Source organism: Neobacillus sp. SuZ13, assembly GCF_030123365.1.
Lineage (GTDB): Bacteria > Bacillota > Bacilli > Bacillales > Cytobacillaceae > Neobacillus.
The window spans coordinates 369,030-384,281 of record NZ_CP126107.1 but is presented as its reverse complement, the minus strand read 5'-3'; the positions used below and the strand labels follow the sequence as shown (position 1 = coordinate 384,281).

At 41.1% G+C, this 15,252-nt stretch carries 13 protein-coding genes; 2 read left to right on the top strand and 11 right to left on the bottom strand.

Annotation, left to right across the window (positions count from 1 at the left end; all coding sequences use genetic code 11):
- Window positions 1–191: 191 nt before the first annotated feature.
- The 7 genes from QNH17_RS01920 to QNH17_RS01890 all read right to left on the bottom strand — a co-directional run bounded on the left by QNH17_RS01920 (window position 192) and on the right by QNH17_RS01890 (window position 9,981).
- Complete coding sequence (locus tag QNH17_RS01920; RefSeq protein ID WP_283877139.1) at window positions 192–1,349, bottom strand: CamS family sex pheromone protein; 1,158 nt, start codon at window positions 1,347–1,349, stop codon at window positions 192–194.
- A 13-nt stretch (window positions 1,350–1,362) separates the two neighbouring features.
- Window positions 1,363–3,372 carry an NAD-dependent DNA ligase LigA gene (gene ligA, locus QNH17_RS01915; RefSeq protein ID WP_283879404.1) on the bottom strand — a complete coding sequence of 670 codons (2,010 nt, stop codon included), beginning with the start codon at window positions 3,370–3,372 and terminating at the stop codon, window positions 1,363–1,365.
- A gap of 73 nt (window positions 3,373–3,445) precedes the next feature.
- The gene (gene pcrA / locus QNH17_RS01910) at window positions 3,446–5,719 is read right to left on the bottom strand and encodes a DNA helicase PcrA (protein ID WP_283877138.1); all 2,274 of its coding nucleotides are present in this window, start codon (window positions 5,717–5,719) and stop codon (window positions 3,446–3,448) included.
- Window positions 5,720–5,790: 71 nt separating this feature from the next.
- On the bottom strand, window positions 5,791–6,474 hold the full coding sequence (pcrB, locus tag QNH17_RS01905; RefSeq protein ID WP_283877137.1) for a heptaprenylglyceryl phosphate synthase: 684 nt from the start codon (window positions 6,472–6,474) through the stop codon (window positions 5,791–5,793).
- Between the two features lie 127 nt (window positions 6,475–6,601).
- Entirely contained in the window at window positions 6,602–6,916 is a 315-nt protein-coding gene (locus tag QNH17_RS01900; RefSeq protein WP_283877136.1) for a YerC/YecD family TrpR-related protein, read from the bottom strand.
- 212 nt (window positions 6,917–7,128) lie between these two features.
- Window positions 7,129–8,187 (bottom strand): DUF3048 domain-containing protein, encoded by a 1,059-nt coding sequence (locus tag QNH17_RS01895; RefSeq protein ID WP_283877135.1) that lies wholly within the window; start codon window positions 8,185–8,187, stop codon window positions 7,129–7,131.
- A gap of 48 nt (window positions 8,188–8,235) precedes the next feature.
- A complete protein-coding gene (locus tag QNH17_RS01890) occupies window positions 8,236–9,981 on the bottom strand; it encodes an adenine deaminase C-terminal domain-containing protein (protein WP_283877134.1) in 1,746 nt (581 codons plus the stop codon).
- A 169-nt stretch (window positions 9,982–10,150) separates the two neighbouring features.
- Between QNH17_RS01890 and QNH17_RS01885 the strand changes: the two genes are divergently transcribed.
- Both QNH17_RS01885 and QNH17_RS29845 read left to right on the top strand, forming a co-directional pair.
- Window positions 10,151–10,456, top strand: coding sequence for a YgaP family membrane protein (locus QNH17_RS01885; RefSeq protein WP_283877133.1), 306 nt, complete (start codon window positions 10,151–10,153; stop codon window positions 10,454–10,456).
- A gap of 235 nt (window positions 10,457–10,691) precedes the next feature.
- The gene (locus tag QNH17_RS29845; RefSeq protein WP_335538700.1) at window positions 10,692–10,805 is read left to right on the top strand and encodes an EYxxD motif small membrane protein; all 114 of its coding nucleotides are present in this window, start codon (window positions 10,692–10,694) and stop codon (window positions 10,803–10,805) included.
- On the opposite strand, the gene purD is transcribed toward QNH17_RS29845, so the two are convergent.
- The 4 genes from purD to purM are packed head-to-tail and all read right to left on the bottom strand — an operon-like array spanning window position 10,802 to window position 15,242.
- The gene (gene purD / locus QNH17_RS01880; protein WP_283877132.1) at window positions 10,802–12,076 is read right to left on the bottom strand and encodes a phosphoribosylamine--glycine ligase; all 1,275 of its coding nucleotides are present in this window, start codon (window positions 12,074–12,076) and stop codon (window positions 10,802–10,804) included. The two genes, QNH17_RS29845 and purD, sit on opposite strands and share 4 nt — an antisense overlap.
- Window positions 12,077–12,095: 19 nt before the next feature.
- Window positions 12,096–13,634, bottom strand: coding sequence for a bifunctional phosphoribosylaminoimidazolecarboxamide formyltransferase/IMP cyclohydrolase (purH, locus tag QNH17_RS01875; RefSeq protein WP_283877131.1), 1,539 nt, complete (start codon window positions 13,632–13,634; stop codon window positions 12,096–12,098).
- Window positions 13,609–14,211, bottom strand: a complete 603-nt coding sequence (gene purN / locus QNH17_RS01870) for a phosphoribosylglycinamide formyltransferase (RefSeq protein ID WP_283877130.1) — start codon at window positions 14,209–14,211, stop codon at window positions 13,609–13,611. Before purN ends, purH begins: the two co-directional genes overlap by 26 nt.
- Window positions 14,208–15,242 carry a phosphoribosylformylglycinamidine cyclo-ligase gene (gene purM / locus QNH17_RS01865; protein ID WP_283877129.1) on the bottom strand — a complete coding sequence of 345 codons (1,035 nt, stop codon included), beginning with the start codon at window positions 15,240–15,242 and terminating at the stop codon, window positions 14,208–14,210. Before purM ends, purN begins: the two co-directional genes overlap by 4 nt.
- Window positions 15,243–15,252 lie beyond the last annotated feature (10 nt).

Below are 15,252 nucleotides of genomic sequence, written 5' to 3'. Positions count from 1 at the left end.
TTTCCCATTTTCCTAAAAAAACCAGATGTACCATGACCTCATGTACATTTAATCAATCGTTTGATTAGTTTTCCCATTTTCCTAAAAAAACCAGATGTACCATGACCTCATGTACATTTAATCAATCGTTTGATTAGTTTCTTGACCCATGCTTGGCACACATAAAAAAAGACCCAGCATAATGCTGGATCTTATTGATAAATATGGACAAATGGCTCGGTTTCATTGGCCTTACGTACAATTAAGGCTTCCGGTCCGTCTACAGAAGTAACACTTACTGAAACGGATAAATACTTAGGAAAATGTTCCATGACAAGTCCGGTTACATATTGAGCAAAGCCAATCCCTTCCGTTTTTCCATAGAATTGGATAGGGATATTAATATTCAAATCCTGCAGTTGGTCTCCGATATAAAAGGCTCTGCCAATTACACCATTATAATTAGGAAAGTACTCTTCCACATCCTGCTTAAAGTTTAAAAATGCGGTCAAATCATCACGATGTGCATTCTTTGCAGCAGTGGAAGGGAAAAGAAAGTACTTTTCATCTACCTTTTCCCAGCTGTTTAAAGCTGCACTGCCTTCGTCGACAGTGGCATAGGTAATAAAGTTACCTGGAACAACGGATGATTTACTTGCCTGTTCAAACAAGGCAATCGTAATCGGAACATTCTTTAAGCTTTTCATGTTCCTCATGCGCTTTACTACTTCTGCTGCAATTTTCTTTCCTTCCCTGACCAGTTCTGAATGAGGGATTTTTTGCTCAAAGGTATCACCGTCTGCAGTTTTCTTATAGTAATAAACGGAATTTAAGGCTAGACCGATTGTCACACCACCAAGCGTTACATTCCCTTTATCATTTTTTATTAAATAGTCGTGCTCTAAGATATGGGCTAAATAAATCGGTGAACTCGGTTCACCCTTTTTACCAGTATTCACAGGGTTTAAGCCGATGTTTTCAGCCTCTTTTAGTCCTTCATCCTTTAATTGCGCTTTTGTAAATTTACGGTTTAACCAAAGTCTGATGTTTTTTTCCTTAATTTCCTGTCCTTCGCGGAATAAATATTTTTCCGTATCAAACGAATTTTGGGCAATACGCATTAGACCCATTTCAAACTCGTTTAAGTCATATCTTGTATTAATATTATTAACGACCAATCCGCGTGCTTCCCCTGGTTCAAACGGCAATATCGTCCGATAATAGCTGTCTGAAATATTATACTTTGGAATAATTGCCTTCCCTTCCACTTTCTCCTTTGTTTGCACCGTTTCATTTTGCTTCTCAAAATTTGGTGCACAGGCACTCAGCAAAAAAACAAGGGAGAGAGCGAGCAATGAGAGTTTTCTCACGTTGATACACCTCTTATTTATTTAATTCAGCTAGGAGTTTCTCCTCGTCCCACACTTCAATTCCTAGTTCTTGTGCTTTGGTTAATTTTGACCCCGCATCCTCACCAGCAATGACAAGATGTGTCTTTTTGCTGACACTGCCTGCCACATTTCCGCCAAGCGCTTCGATTTTATCCTTAGCTTCATTTCTGGATAATTGTTCAAGCTTTCCAGTGAGAACCACTGTCTTACCTGCAAAAATAGAGTCGGACTCATCAGGAGCAACAGGTCGTGCACCCTTATATTCCATATTGACACCGGCAGCTGCTAATTCGTTGATTAACTCGACTGCTTCTTCTTTTTCAAAATAGGCGACAATCGAATCCGCCATTTTATCACCGATTTCATTAATGGCCAGTAAATCATCTTTAGAAGCCTGTGCAAGTTTGTCCATTGTGCCAAATTGTTGCGCGAGCGTCTTGGCAGCCTTGGCCCCTACATGACGAATCCCTAATCCAAATAAAAGCTTTTCTAGTGAATTTTCTTTTGATATTTCGATGGCTTTGATTAGATTTGTTGCCGATTTCTCACCCATTCTTTCTAGGGCTAATAGCTGTTCACGAGTCAGCTTATAAATGTCAGCGACATCTTCAATTAATTTTTCTAAGAAGAGCTGGCTAATTACTTTTTCCCCTAGGCCTTCAATGTTCATTGCCACTCTTGAAACAAAATGAATTAAACCTTCACGAAGTTGTGCCGGGCATTTAGGATTGATACAACGCAAGGCTACTTCGCCTTCCAAACGGACCAGTTCGCTCTCACATTCAGGACAATGCGTTGGCATATGGAATTCCACTTCTTCGCCTGTACGCTGGTCAGCCAAGACATTGACTACCTCAGGGATGATATCGCCTGCTTTTTTAACAACGACTTTATCCCCTAGTTTAATATCTTTTTCACGGATTAAATCCTCGTTATGCAGAGAGGCACGTTGGACTGTTGTCCCTGCCACTTTGACTGGTTCAAGAATCGCTGTTGGGGTAATTACACCGGTTCTGCCTACACTTAACTCGATATCCAAAAGGGTCGTAACCACTTCTTCTGCAGGAAATTTATAAGCAATCGCCCAACGCGGACTTTTTGCTGTCGTTCCAAGTGCTGCCTGGTGGGCGTAGGAATTTACTTTAATAACGATCCCATCAATTTCATAGGCAAGATGTGGGCGCTTCTCCACCCAGCTGTTGACATAATCAATGACTTCATCAATGGAAGTGCATTTTCTTCGCTCCTGATTGGTTTTAAAACCAAGACGATCCAGGTAATCTAGACCTTCACTATGCGAATCGATCCCGCTGTTTTCACTGATATTACCGATTCCATATAAAAAGACATCCAGCCTTCTAGATGCAGCTATTTTCGGATCTAGTTGTCTCAGCGACCCTGCCGCTGCATTTCTTGGGTTCGCAAATAGCTCCTCGCCACGTTCTGCTCGTGCTTGATTCAAAGCTTCAAACGAACGTTTTGGCATATAGGCTTCCCCGCGGACCTCCATCGACACATTTTCACGCAGACGGAGAGGAACAGATTTAATCGTTTTTATATTAGCGGTAATATCTTCACCAATGGTCCCATCTCCACGGGTTGCTCCTTGGATAAAGAGCCCATCCTCGTATCTTAATGAAACAGCAAGTCCATCTATTTTTAACTCACAAACATACGAAAAATCATCACCGACCGCTTGACGAATACGGCGGTCAAAATCCTTTAAGTCTTGTTCATTAAAGGCATTGCCGAGACTAAGCATCGGTGTACGGTGCACTACTTTTTCAAACACATCAAGAACCGTGCCGCCAACCCTTACGGATGGAGAATCAGCCGTTTTTAATTGTGGAAACTTTTCCTCAAGCTCCAATAACTCTTGCATTAACTTGTCATATTCAGCATCTGGTACGGAAGGTTTGTCTAACACATAATATTCATAGCCATAGTGGTTTAACTGGCTGCTTATTTCAGCAATTCTTTTTTCTGCAGTTTGAAGGTCCATATATCCAGTCCTTTCTAAAAGGATTTTCATGAGCAGCTCCCGAGCGGCTCATGAAATTTTTGTCTCTAGGTATTTATGCTTTCGTAATCGGAGCAAATTTAGCTAACAAGCGTTTGATTCCAACCGGACTCGGGAAAGCAATATCTAATTCCGTCCCTTCCCCTTGTCCTTTTACGCTGACAACGGTTCCGGTGCCCCATTTCCCGTGCTGCGCTTTATCGCCAACCTTCCAGCCGGCTTCATCTCCAGCAGATGAAGCGGAAACTGGCCGCATAACTGGTTTTCTTGCCGAAGCAGGTGTACTAAATGATGTTTTTGGCGTTCCGAATGAGGCGCTTCGAGCAGAACCAAATGATTTGCCAGTTGAGCCAAATGGCGAACTCAGCTTTTTCTCTGCCGGTTCAACTCCTTCAATCAGGTCCGAAGGGATTTCCTTAATAAAGCGGGAAGGCGGGTTCATATTGGTTCTTCCAAATAATGTCCGCATTTGAGCATTAGTCAGGAAAAGCGTTTGCTCCGCTCGAGTGATCCCAACATAGGCAAGACGGCGTTCCTCTTCCATTTCTACTTCTTCCATCAATGAACGGCTATGCGGGAAGACGCCTTCTTCCATTCCAATTAAGAAAACAACTGGGAATTCCAAACCTTTTGCCGAGTGAAGGGTCATGAGCGTTATCGAGTCAACCTTCTCCTGCGTATCTTCATCGAGTGCATCAATATCAGCAACTAGTGCCAAATCAGTTAAAAAGGCTACTAGACTCTTATCTTCACTTGCATCTTCAAAACTTTTCGTTACCGATAATAATTCCTCAAGGTTTTCGAGGCGGCTTTGCGCTTCCAACGATTTTTCCGCCTTCAGCATTTCACGGTACCCCGTTTTATCTAGTACTTCTTCAACCAGTTCTGTAACAGAAAGGTACTCTTGCATATTCGTATAATTACCAATTAAATCGCGAAATTCTCGTGCTGCCTTCGTGATTTTCGGACTTAGTCCTAACAGCTCAACAGACTCAAGCGCTTGGTAAATCGATAAGTCATGCATGTCAGCAAAATTGGCGATTTTATCGAGTGAGCTTGATCCAATTCCGCGTTTTGGTACATTGATGATTCGGCGTAAGCTGATATCATCATCAGGATTCGAAATTAACCGTAAATAAGCAAGCATGTCCTTAATTTCTTTTCTGTCATAGAACTTTGTCCCGCCGACGATGGAGTATTCGATATTTGATTTAAGCAGTACTTCCTCCATCACACGGGACTGAGCGTTCGTGCGATAAAGAATCGCAATGTCGGTTAATTTGTGCTCATTATTCCGAGTTAATTCTTTAATTTTCCCAGCAACAAATTGCGCTTCGCTCTGCTCGCTGTCGGCTCGGTAATAAACCAGCTTATTCCCTTCTGGGTTTTCGGTCCAAAGATTCTTTGCTTTTCGGTTCATGTTGTTTTCGATCACTTTGTTGGCAGCTAGAAGAATCCTTTTTGTAGAGCGGTAGTTTTGCTCTAGTAAAATAACTGTTGCATTCGGATAGTCTTTTTCGAACGAAAGGATATTAGCAATATCCGCTCCGCGCCATCTGTAAATGGATTGGTCCGAATCCCCGACTACGCATAAATTTCTAAAGCGGCTTGCCAATTGTTTTACGAGTAAATACTGGGCTTTGTTCGTATCTTGATACTCATCGACATGAATATATTGAAATTTCCGCTGATAATATTCGAGAACATCCGGAACGCGTTTGAATAATTGAATTGTCATCATAATGAGGTCATCAAAGTCTAGTGCCTGATTTTTTCGTAATCGCTTCTGGTATTCCTCATACACATTAGCGACGACATCTTCAAAATAGCCTCCGCCTGCTTTCTTATATTCCTCTGGATCAATCAATTCATTTTTTGCTGAACTAATTGACCCTAAGATGGCACGTGGATCAAATTTTTTCGGATCAATATTTTTTTCCTTTAGGATTGTCTTCACCACGGATTGCTGATCAGTTGAGTCAAGAATTGTAAAATTACGGTTAAAACCGATTCGGTCAATATCCCTCCGTAAAATCCTTACACACATCGAGTGAAAAGTGGATATCCAAATCTCTTCGGCTGCTCCGCCCATCATTTTTCCAATCCGTTCTCTCATTTCTCGAGCGGCTTTATTTGTAAATGTAATCGCCAAAATATTATAAGGATTCACCCGTTTTTCAACAATTAAATAGCCAATTCGATGGGTAAGCACTCTTGTCTTCCCACTTCCGGCTCCAGCCATTAGTAACAGCGGCCCATCGGTTGTTTTAACAGCACTTTGCTGTTCTGGATTCAGTCCATTTAATAGCTTATCACTTAAATATTGCATATAATCCACCACCATAACAAACATATGTTCTTATTTTTATCTTAACGTTTTTCCTTGACATAAGCAATGATCTATCGATTAATCTTCACAGTTTCTAATGCTAAATCAAAGTTTTCATAAATCGCGTTTCCGACGACAATGACATCTGCATGTTTGGCCATCTCTTTAGCTTGTTCGATGGTTGAAATTCCGCCTCCATAGAAAAGGACCGTCTTCTCAAGCGATTTTTTCACGTCAGAAATCAGGTTTACATCCCCATATTTACCGCTATATTCTATATAAAAAATCGGAAGATGAAACATTTTTTCAGCCATTACCGCGTAGGCAGTTACCTCTTCATTTGTTAATTCGGTATTTGCATTTGTCAGTTTTGCCGCTTTGCATTCTTCGTTCAATATGCAATAGCCCTCCATGACAATTTCCTCCCAATCCATGATTTCACCAAATTCCCTAACTGCTTGGTGGTGAAGTCCGGTAATCCATTTAGGATCACTGCTATTTAGGATGGTTGGAATAAAGTAAAGGTCGAACCCTGGTGTAACTGTCTCAATCGTTGAAACTTCAAGGACACAAGGCACCGAATATCTACGAATTCTCGCCATTAAATCGAGGACATTTTCTAGTGTAATCCCATCAGTACCACCAACGATTATTGCATCCGTTCCAGACTCACAGATGATTTCTAACTGATCATCCGATATTTCTTTATTTGGGTCGAGTTTGAACACATGCCGCCACTCGCGAAAATCATACATCAAAAAATCCTCCCACACTCATCAATTCCATTACACCATTATAGCACTAGCCGAATCGATAAAAAAACAATACAGTAAATCTAAATTTAACCAAAAGAAAAACCGAAGAGCATCCTCTCCGGTTTGTTTATTCTTGTTCAGTTAAAGTTTTGTCGTTCTTTACACGTTCAAGCACCATTTCATACGTGTCATTCCCATAGTTTAGACAACGTTTTACCCGTGATATGGTAGCTGTGCTCGCTCCGGTTTCTGTTTCAATTTTGTGATAGGTATTCCCTTCACGAAGCATTCTTGCCACATCTAGACGCTGTGCTAAAGATTGTATTTCATTAATCGTGCACAGATCATCAAAAAAGCGATAGCATTCTTCAAGATCTTTTAATGAAAGAACGGCCTGAAATAATTGGTCAAGTTCTTTTCCACGTAATTTATTAATTTGCATTTTATTACCCCTTTAATTATTGGCTGTGTTTTACATGTCTGTTGATTTTCACTCCAGGCGCTTCGCTTTCCGCGGGCGTTCCGGGGAGCCTCCTCGGCGCTAAAGCGCCTGCGGGGTCTCCCCTGTACCGTACTCCCGCAGGAGTCTCGCGCCTTCCGCAAAAATCAACATGGTTATAAAATTAGCAATGTTCTTTAGCACATCCTAATTATTTAGTTCTTATTAAGCGAGATGCTCTTTTCGAGACCTGGATCGGTTGGAACTACATTGATCCATGTTTTCCCTTGAACCAGTGGAACTTCTGCGCCATTTTTGACTGGAACAATTTCTCCGTTCTTATTCTTCCATTCCACTTGATTGACCTTACCCTTTTGCAGCAGATATGCTTTGCCGCCAGACTCAAAATCAATTTCCCTTCGCCCGTAAGAATCGATAAACCGATGTTTAGCTTCAACAATAAAAATATTATCAACTAACATAGGCTCTTTTGTATCCAAATCGACCATCAGCTCATCGCCTGAAAACCGCTTATATTTGCCAGAGGCTGTATCAAATTCAAACTTGGAGTTGGAAATGCCGCCATTAGAATACTTAATCTTCACAGATTTTGCTTCGGCACCAGTAATACTCTTCGTTTCTTCCTCTGTCAAAAACGTAAATGCGGCGGGACCTTTTTCCATCGAATATTTCTTTTGCTTTGCACCTTTTAAAATATTTTCATACGTAATATAGGAATTATGAGGTGCTTTACGGGTCTTCGAACGTTTAAAAAGCGTCCCGTCATAGACCATTCCATTAAGGTTATCAATATAGTTACTATTAAGGAGTTTCTTTGCCTCCGGGCTATATCCATGCGCAATGTAGAGAGCGTTAAGCCCCTTGGCTAAGAAAATATAATAGTCTCTTGCACTTCTTACAGGACCGATATTCTTAGGCTTTTCACTCTGAAATACGGCGAGAAAGCGTGTAATATCCCCTTCAGCAAGAATTTCATAAATAAGATCTGCTTTGGTTAGACCTGATTGCGGTCTTGCCTTTGGGTGGTTATTAATCATAACAGCTACAGCCCTTGTATCAGTACTTGTTTCAGACCCCACCCCTGTTAAAGGATAAAAATAGGGGTCGACTGGTTTCTCTTCAGGTTGCTGAGTCTCTGTTTGTGTTACTGTTTTTTCCTTCTTAACAGGTTCCTTTTCCTTTTTTTCATTACTACAGCCAGAAAGTAGTAACAGGAAAGCTAACACGAATACAGCCCATTTTTTCACTTTCATGAACACCCCTATTTACTTTCATACTTTAATCCTTTACTCACTTACAGTTTAACGCATTATTGACGGAAAGAGTACTGTTTTATTCATTACATCGTACATTCCCTGTGGGGTAATCCGAATGTAAGGCAAATGTGTCGCAGAAAAGAAGGCAAGACTGTAAATTGGATCAGAAAATCTGTAGCCCCGCTCTCTTAACTCAATCAGCAGCTGTTTTTCTTGGCAGATTAGCTCTTCAATCGGAACATTTGACATAATTCCATGTAAAGTTAATGGCAGCTCGCAAACTACTTGACTATTTTCAACCATCACAATACCGCCGCCTAATTCTTTCATTCTATTAAAAGCTTGAAGCATATCTTGTTTATTTTTGCCTATTAAAATAATATCTCCTGTGTTGGAATAGGAACTTGCCAATGCCGATAAATTGTTCGCAAATCCTTTTAATAATGTATTAATTCTCCATTTCCCATTTCTATCCATCAGGGTAAAATAGCATTCATCATGATTCGAGGATAGTTCATCTCCTGAAGCATCGATCGAAATGGAATATGGCTTTGTAATGACGGCGTTTTCCATCTTTATTCCAAATGGCATCGAAAATTGCAAATCATCTATCGTCAAGTCCCAATCCACTTCCAATGGTTTTAGTCCATATTCGTCCCATGTAATAGGAGGATAGGCATTAACAATAGGGGTTCCATCCTTTTTCACCCATTTCCCTTTTACGAGAACGGATTTAGGTGTTGGATCCTCAATACTCGTTAAGAAGTTAATATTGGCTACCCGGCCAGTGGCAATTGTACCATGGAGATGCTCAATCTTGTAATAACGTGCAATATTAACGGTGGCCATATTATACGCATCAATGACTGGAACACCTTTTTCAATAGCAATGCGAATCGTCGTATCGGTGACTCCCTGCTCGTAAAAAGTCGAGGAAGCACCATCTGTATTTAGCATTAATCGGTCATAGGCATCAATGCCCATTCGCTTCATATCGTCTAATATATTTGGTAAGTCCGGCCGAATTGAGGAATGCCTTAAGGACACCATATAACCCTGCATTAAGCGATTGTATACTTCTTCACCCGTCATCGCTTCGTGGTCACAGTCTGCCCCAAGCAGCATCATTTTTGCCAATGTCTTTTCCGAAGCTCCAGGGAAATGCCCTTCAATTTGCTTGCGCATCCGTTTCGCTTCTTGAATCCAATGGAGCATCATATCATCGCCATCAAGCAGTTTCGGCCAACCTGTTAATTCTCCGCCCTGCAGGACCGCATCGTGCTCAAGCCATGCTTTAACATTACTATGTGAAAAGATTTCTTCTTCATTCAAAATTTCAGTTTGAGGATCAAAACGGCTCCACCAAAACATAGTGGTAGGTATCGAACGGAGATCCTTTAACAATGAAAACGCTTTCGTTTTATTTAAATGTAAAATAAGAGCCATATTATCATTGATTAACGTTGTCGTCCCAAACTGGGATGCATATGCTGCAAGCGTTAGGGGATTATATAATTGAAACGGATGAGCATGTGGTTCGATATAACCGGGAACAAGAATCTCATTGGTACAGTCGATGATTTCACAGTTATCCAATTGAGTTGGCAAGTTTTCGCCCACATAAATAATCCGGTCTTCATATATCCAAATATTCGCTCTCAACCACTTTCGAAACGTCTGATTTAAGTACAAGGCGTTTTTCAATAAAATGGTTGGAGACGCTTTTCCATCCAAAATGGAAACATGCATGCGTAAGTGTTTGTTTTTCCAACGGTAGCGTTGTTCTAGCATACGTCTTCCTCCCTTTTTCAAAAAAACTATCTATATAATAATAAGTTGATTTAACAATAAAGAAAGCCCTTTCAAAAAAATACTTTAGATACTATACTATCATATTTTGCTGTTTAACGCATTAAAGAATTGATAATAATTGTATATATTTTGTGAAGGAGTGAACAGAATGAATGTAAGACCAAATATCAGTATTATTAATGCTTTAATTCGCATCACCATTGGATTAACGATACTTTCTTGGACAACCTCAAAGCTAGTCAAACATCCTTGGCGCGATTCTTATTTATTTGTTGCTTTGTGCGGAGCCATGAAGGTGGCCGAAGGAATTGTCCGCTTTTGCCCGCTTACTGCCTTATTTGAAAAATGCCAATGCATGATTTCTGAGCACGATCAGGCAATGGATTCAATGGACGGGATGGAAGGATTAACCAACCAAAATGGCGAAGAAATGTTACCTTATAATCCAACTTAAAGTTAATGTGTGAATCCGGATAGCATTTGTTAATATTTTCAAGTTATTGTTAAATTAATTCAAATTTTGGTTGAATAATTCAGTTTTTTGTAAAAAATGGTTCAAACTTTGGTCGAAAATTCGATATTTCGTTTAAAAAATTAAAGTTTTTGTAATAAAACAAATTTCCTCTTTTTTAAAGTAAAAAAAGAGGGCTGACCATCAGCGGTCAGCCCTCCATAGGAGTTGAGTATTTATGTTTTGGGAGTATCTAACAGATATGTCGTTTGTTTTAATCGCCATTATTGGCAGCATCGTGGCACTTCTTTATACATTTATCCGTCGAAGTAGTAAAAGACGTGCTCGTTAACTCTTTACGGGGTGGATTGCTTTTGCCCCGATATCTTTTCGATAAAAAACACCAGGAGATGTTAACTTTTCGAGTTCATGATACACTTTTTCACGTGCTTCCACTAAGCTCAAAGCCTTAGCACCCACAAGAAGCACCCTGCCTCCTGCAGTCACAAACTCACCTTCCTCATTTCTAGCGGTTCCGGCATGAAAAGTAAACACCTCTTCGGAATTAAAGTCAGTCAACCCAGTTAGCACTGCCCCTTTTTCATACGCTTCAGGGTACCCTTTTGCTGCAACTACAGTACCAATCATTGTTTGCTCATCCCACTCTAAAATCGGTGTTTCACCAGCTAATAATTCCAAGATGACTTGAACAAGATCTGATTTTAATCTAGGTAAAACAACTTGTGTCTCAGGATCACCGAAACGAGCATTAAATTCAATCACCTTTGGCCCATCTATAGTTTTGATCAAGCCGGCATAAAGGACTCCGCAAAAACTTCTTCCTTCTTCGACCATCGCTTTGGCCGCAGGAAGAAGGACCGTTTCAACCGCAGTTTGAATCGTCTCCGCACCAATCTGAGGAACAGGGGAATAGGCTCCCATTCCGCCTGTATTTGGACCAAGGTCCCCATCATAGGCCCGTTTGTGGTCTTGAGCGATTTCAAGCGGGACGACGACCGCTCCATTAACAAACGCCATCAATGAAAATTCTTCACCTGCTAAAAACTCTTCAATTACCACCCGAGAAGAGGCAGCACCAAATTTTGCATCAACCAGCATTTCTTCTATGCTGGAAAGCGCCTCTTCTTTCGTGAGCGCAACCGTGACACCTTTTCCTGCTGCCAATCCGTCTGCCTTAATGACAATTGGTGCCCCTTTTTCTTCGATATAGTTTCGGGCTTCTTCATAGTTAGTGAACACAGCATAGTCAGCGGTAGGAATTTGATATTTCTCCATTAGTTCTTTTGCAAATGACTTACTGCCTTCAATTTCGGCTGCGTTGGCACGCGGACCGAATACAGCCAAACCAGCTGCTTCAAATTTGTCCGCCAAACCTTCAAGCAAAGGAACTTCAGGTCCAATGATCGTCAAGCCGACACGGTTTTCCTTGGCAAATTGAAGCAGTAATTCATGTTCTGACTCTTCAATCGATACAAGCTCCGCTACATCGGTCATTCCGACATTCCCCGGTGCAACAAATACTTTTTCTACATTCACGCTTTCACTTATTTTTCGGCAAATTGCATGTTCTCTACCGCCGCGGCCGATAATCAGTACGTTCATTCGAAAGCCCTCCAACCGATTAATGTTTGAAATGTCTTACGCCCGTAAATACCATGGCGATTCCATATTCATCTGCTTTTTTAATTGAATCTGCATCACGGATGGATCCACCTGGTTGAATAATTGCAGTTATACCAGCTTTTGCCGCTGTTTCAACAGTATCGTCCATTGGGAAAAAGGCGTCGGATGCAAGAGCTGCTCCCTCTGCTTTTGAACCGGCTTGCTTAAGGGCAATTTCCGCTGCTCCGACTCGGTTCATTTGCCCTGCGCCAATCCCGATTGTCATATCTTCTGAAGTCACAACAATGGCATTGGATTTCACATGTTTAACAACCTTCCAGCCAAGTTTTAATGCTGCCCATTCTGCATCTGTTGGTTGTCGTTTCGTTGCAATCGTAACATTCGCGTCTTCCAACGTATAACGGTCCTGCTCTTGAACAAGCAATCCGCCTTCAATTGTAGTCATCTTAAACTCAGGTTTTTTGGTATCATTAAATGGAATTGTTAACAGGCGCAGATTCTTTTTCGCTGTTAAAATCGTTAACGCTTCTTCAGAGAAAGATGGCGCAATAATAATTTCTAGGAAAATCTCATGAAGCTTAGCAGCTGTTTCGGCATCCACTTCCCGGTTAAAGGCAATAATTCCGCCAAAAATCGAAACAGGATCTGCCTCAAATGCTTTTGTAAATGCTTCAAAACCAGTTTCACCTGTTCCAACACCGCATGGATTCATATGCTTTACAGCTACAGCAGCTGGTTCTGAAAACTCTTTAACAATCTGCAGGGCTGCATCCGCATCATTAATATTATTATAGGAAAGTTCTTTTCCATGAAGCTGAACCGCATTGGCAATCGAGAACGTCGAACCAAGTGGCTTCTTGTAAAAAGCAGCTTTTTGATGTGGATTTTCTCCATAACGAAGTGTTTGTTTTAATTCGTAGGTCACCGTTAATGTCTCTGGATTTTCTTCTTCTGATAAATTGGTCATGTATTCAGCAATTAAGGCATCATATGCCGCTGTATGACGGAATACTTTAGCTGCAAGCTTTCTTCTCGTTTCAAACGTTGTTGTGCCATCAGCCTTTAATTCGTCAATAACCGTCTGGTAATCAGTTGGATCGACAACCACGGTTACATATTGGTGGTTTTTTGCAGAAGCGCGCAGCATGGTTGGTCCGCCGATATCAATGTTTTCAATTGCATCTGCTACGGTTACATCTGGCTTTGCAATGGTTTGTTGAAATGGATAAAGATTGACACAAACGAGTTGAATCGCTTGAATTCCATGCTCGTCTAGCTGTTGTTGATGGTTAACATCATCTTGTTTGGCAAGCAAACCACCATGAATAAATGGATTTAATGTTTTCACACGACCTTCTAAAATTTCTGGAAATCCGGTGACATCACTCACACTAAGAACAGGAATTCCCTGTTCCTGTAGAGCTTTTTTCGTGCCTCCCGTAGAAATCAGTTCGTATCCTAGGTTGACTAACTCCTTGGCAAATTCCGTAATTCCATTTTTATCAGAAACACTAATTAACGCTCGCTTTTGTGTCATTGAGTACATCTCCTTGTGTCAATAGCATTTGAAGTATGGATGGATAAAGCTTGTGTTCGCTTTTCTGAATTTTTTGTTGCAGACTCTCTCTTGTCTCATTTTCGTCAATTCGAACCCGTTCCTGAATGATAATTGGACCTGTATCCATTCCCTCATCAACATAATGGATGGTAATTCCGCTCCACTTCACTTTTGCTGCCAATGCCTGCCCAATCGCATCCTTCCCTGGAAAAGCAGGAAGCAAGGATGGGTGGACATTGACGATTCTTCCTTTATACGCAGCTAACAATTTGGGGCCAATCAAACGCATGTATCCAGCCAAGACAATGAATTCTACACCATAGGCCTTTAATTGAGCTAAAATTTCTTCTTCAAAATGTTCCTTACTAGGATAATCCTTTGCGCTAAAAACAAAACTTGGAATCCCCGCTCCTCTTGCTCTTTCAATTGCAAAAGCGCCAGGTTTATCACAAACTAAAAGAGAAATGTCGGCATCAAGGTCGCCAGTTTGAACTACATCAATAATTGCTTGGAAATTACTGCCGCTCCCTGATGCAAACACCGCGATCTTTTTCATAAGCGGCCACCATTAGCCTTGATGTTAATTCCTTGATTACCCGTAACAACGCCAATTTCAGAGGCAGTTTCACCAGATTGTCTAAAGTGTTCTAACACGTCGGCTGCATCTTCACGATTCACAGCAATCACCATGCCAATACCCATGTTAAAAATATTATACATCTCTTGATAATCAATTTGTCCATGGGAAGAGATCAATTTAAAAATAGGTGGGATTTCCCAGCTTTTTTCATTCAACTCGGCTCCTAGACCTTCTGGTAACATCCGAGGAATATTTTCAATAAATCCGCCGCCCGTAATATGAGCCATTCCCTTTAGCTGGAACTTTTTCAATGCGGACAAAATCGGTTTTACATAGATTTTTGTAGGCTTGAGTAATTCTTCTCCTAATGTACAGCCTAGTTCATCGACGAAATCTAGTAACGACCAGTCATTAAACACTTTACGAACCAATGAATAACCGTTGCTGTGGATACCGCTTGAGGCTAAGCCAATCAGGACATCACCTTCTTGAATGGTTTCACCAGTGATAAGCTGTGATTTCTCACAGGCACCAACCGTAAACCCTGCAAGGTCATACTCATTTTCACTATATAATCCAGGCATTTCCGCCGTTTCACCGCCAATTAGCGCACAGCCAGCCTGTTCACATCCGTCCGCAATCCCTTTAACGATTGCCTCAATTTTTCCAGGCTGTGCTTTACCACAGGCAATATAATCTAGAAAGAACAAGGGCTCCGCCCCTTGAACAACAATATCATTGACACACATGGCGACCGCATCAATCCCAATCGTATCATGCTGATCCATCCAAAAAGCAATCATTAGTTTCGTGCCCACCCCATCGGTGCCTGACACCAAAACAGGTTCTTTTAATTGCAGTGCAGATAAGTCAAACATTCCTCCAAATCCACCTAAGCTGCCAAGGACGCCAGCCCGGGCTGTTTTTTGAACATGCTTTTTCATTCTCTCCACTGCTTCATAGCCAGCTTCGATATTAACTCCTGCTTGTTTATATGCATTTGCCACGCCGCTCGCT

What these genes read in the sequence shown, in the direction of transcription:
- QNH17_RS01890 (WP_283877134.1), bottom strand. Translation starts at nt 9,981, where the DNA reads ATGCTAGAACAACGCTACCGTTGGAAAAACAAACACTTACGCATGCAT.
- purH (WP_283877131.1), bottom strand. Translation starts at nt 13,634, where the DNA reads ATGACACAAAAGCGAGCGTTAATTAGTGTTTCTGATAAAAATGGAATT.
- QNH17_RS01895 (WP_283877135.1), bottom strand. Translation starts at nt 8,187, where the DNA reads ATGAAAGTGAAAAAATGGGCTGTATTCGTGTTAGCTTTCCTGTTACTA.
- purD (WP_283877132.1), bottom strand. Translation starts at nt 12,076, where the DNA reads ATGAACGTACTGATTATCGGCCGCGGCGGTAGAGAACATGCAATTTGC.
- purN (WP_283877130.1), bottom strand. Translation starts at nt 14,211, where the DNA reads ATGAAAAAGATCGCGGTGTTTGCATCAGGGAGCGGCAGTAATTTCCAA.
- QNH17_RS01900 (WP_283877136.1), bottom strand. Translation starts at nt 6,916, where the DNA reads ATGCAAATTAATAAATTACGTGGAAAAGAACTTGACCAATTATTTCAG.
- QNH17_RS01885 (WP_283877133.1), top strand. Translation starts at nt 10,151, where the DNA reads ATGAATGTAAGACCAAATATCAGTATTATTAATGCTTTAATTCGCATC.
- QNH17_RS29845 (WP_335538700.1), top strand. Translation starts at nt 10,692, where the DNA reads ATGTTTTGGGAGTATCTAACAGATATGTCGTTTGTTTTAATCGCCATT.
- ligA (WP_283879404.1), bottom strand. Translation starts at nt 3,372, where the DNA reads ATGGACCTTCAAACTGCAGAAAAAAGAATTGCTGAAATAAGCAGCCAG.
- pcrB (WP_283877137.1), bottom strand. Translation starts at nt 6,474, where the DNA reads ATGTATGATTTTCGCGAGTGGCGGCATGTGTTCAAACTCGACCCAAAT.
- pcrA (WP_283877138.1), bottom strand. Translation starts at nt 5,719, where the DNA reads ATGCAATATTTAAGTGATAAGCTATTAAATGGACTGAATCCAGAACAG.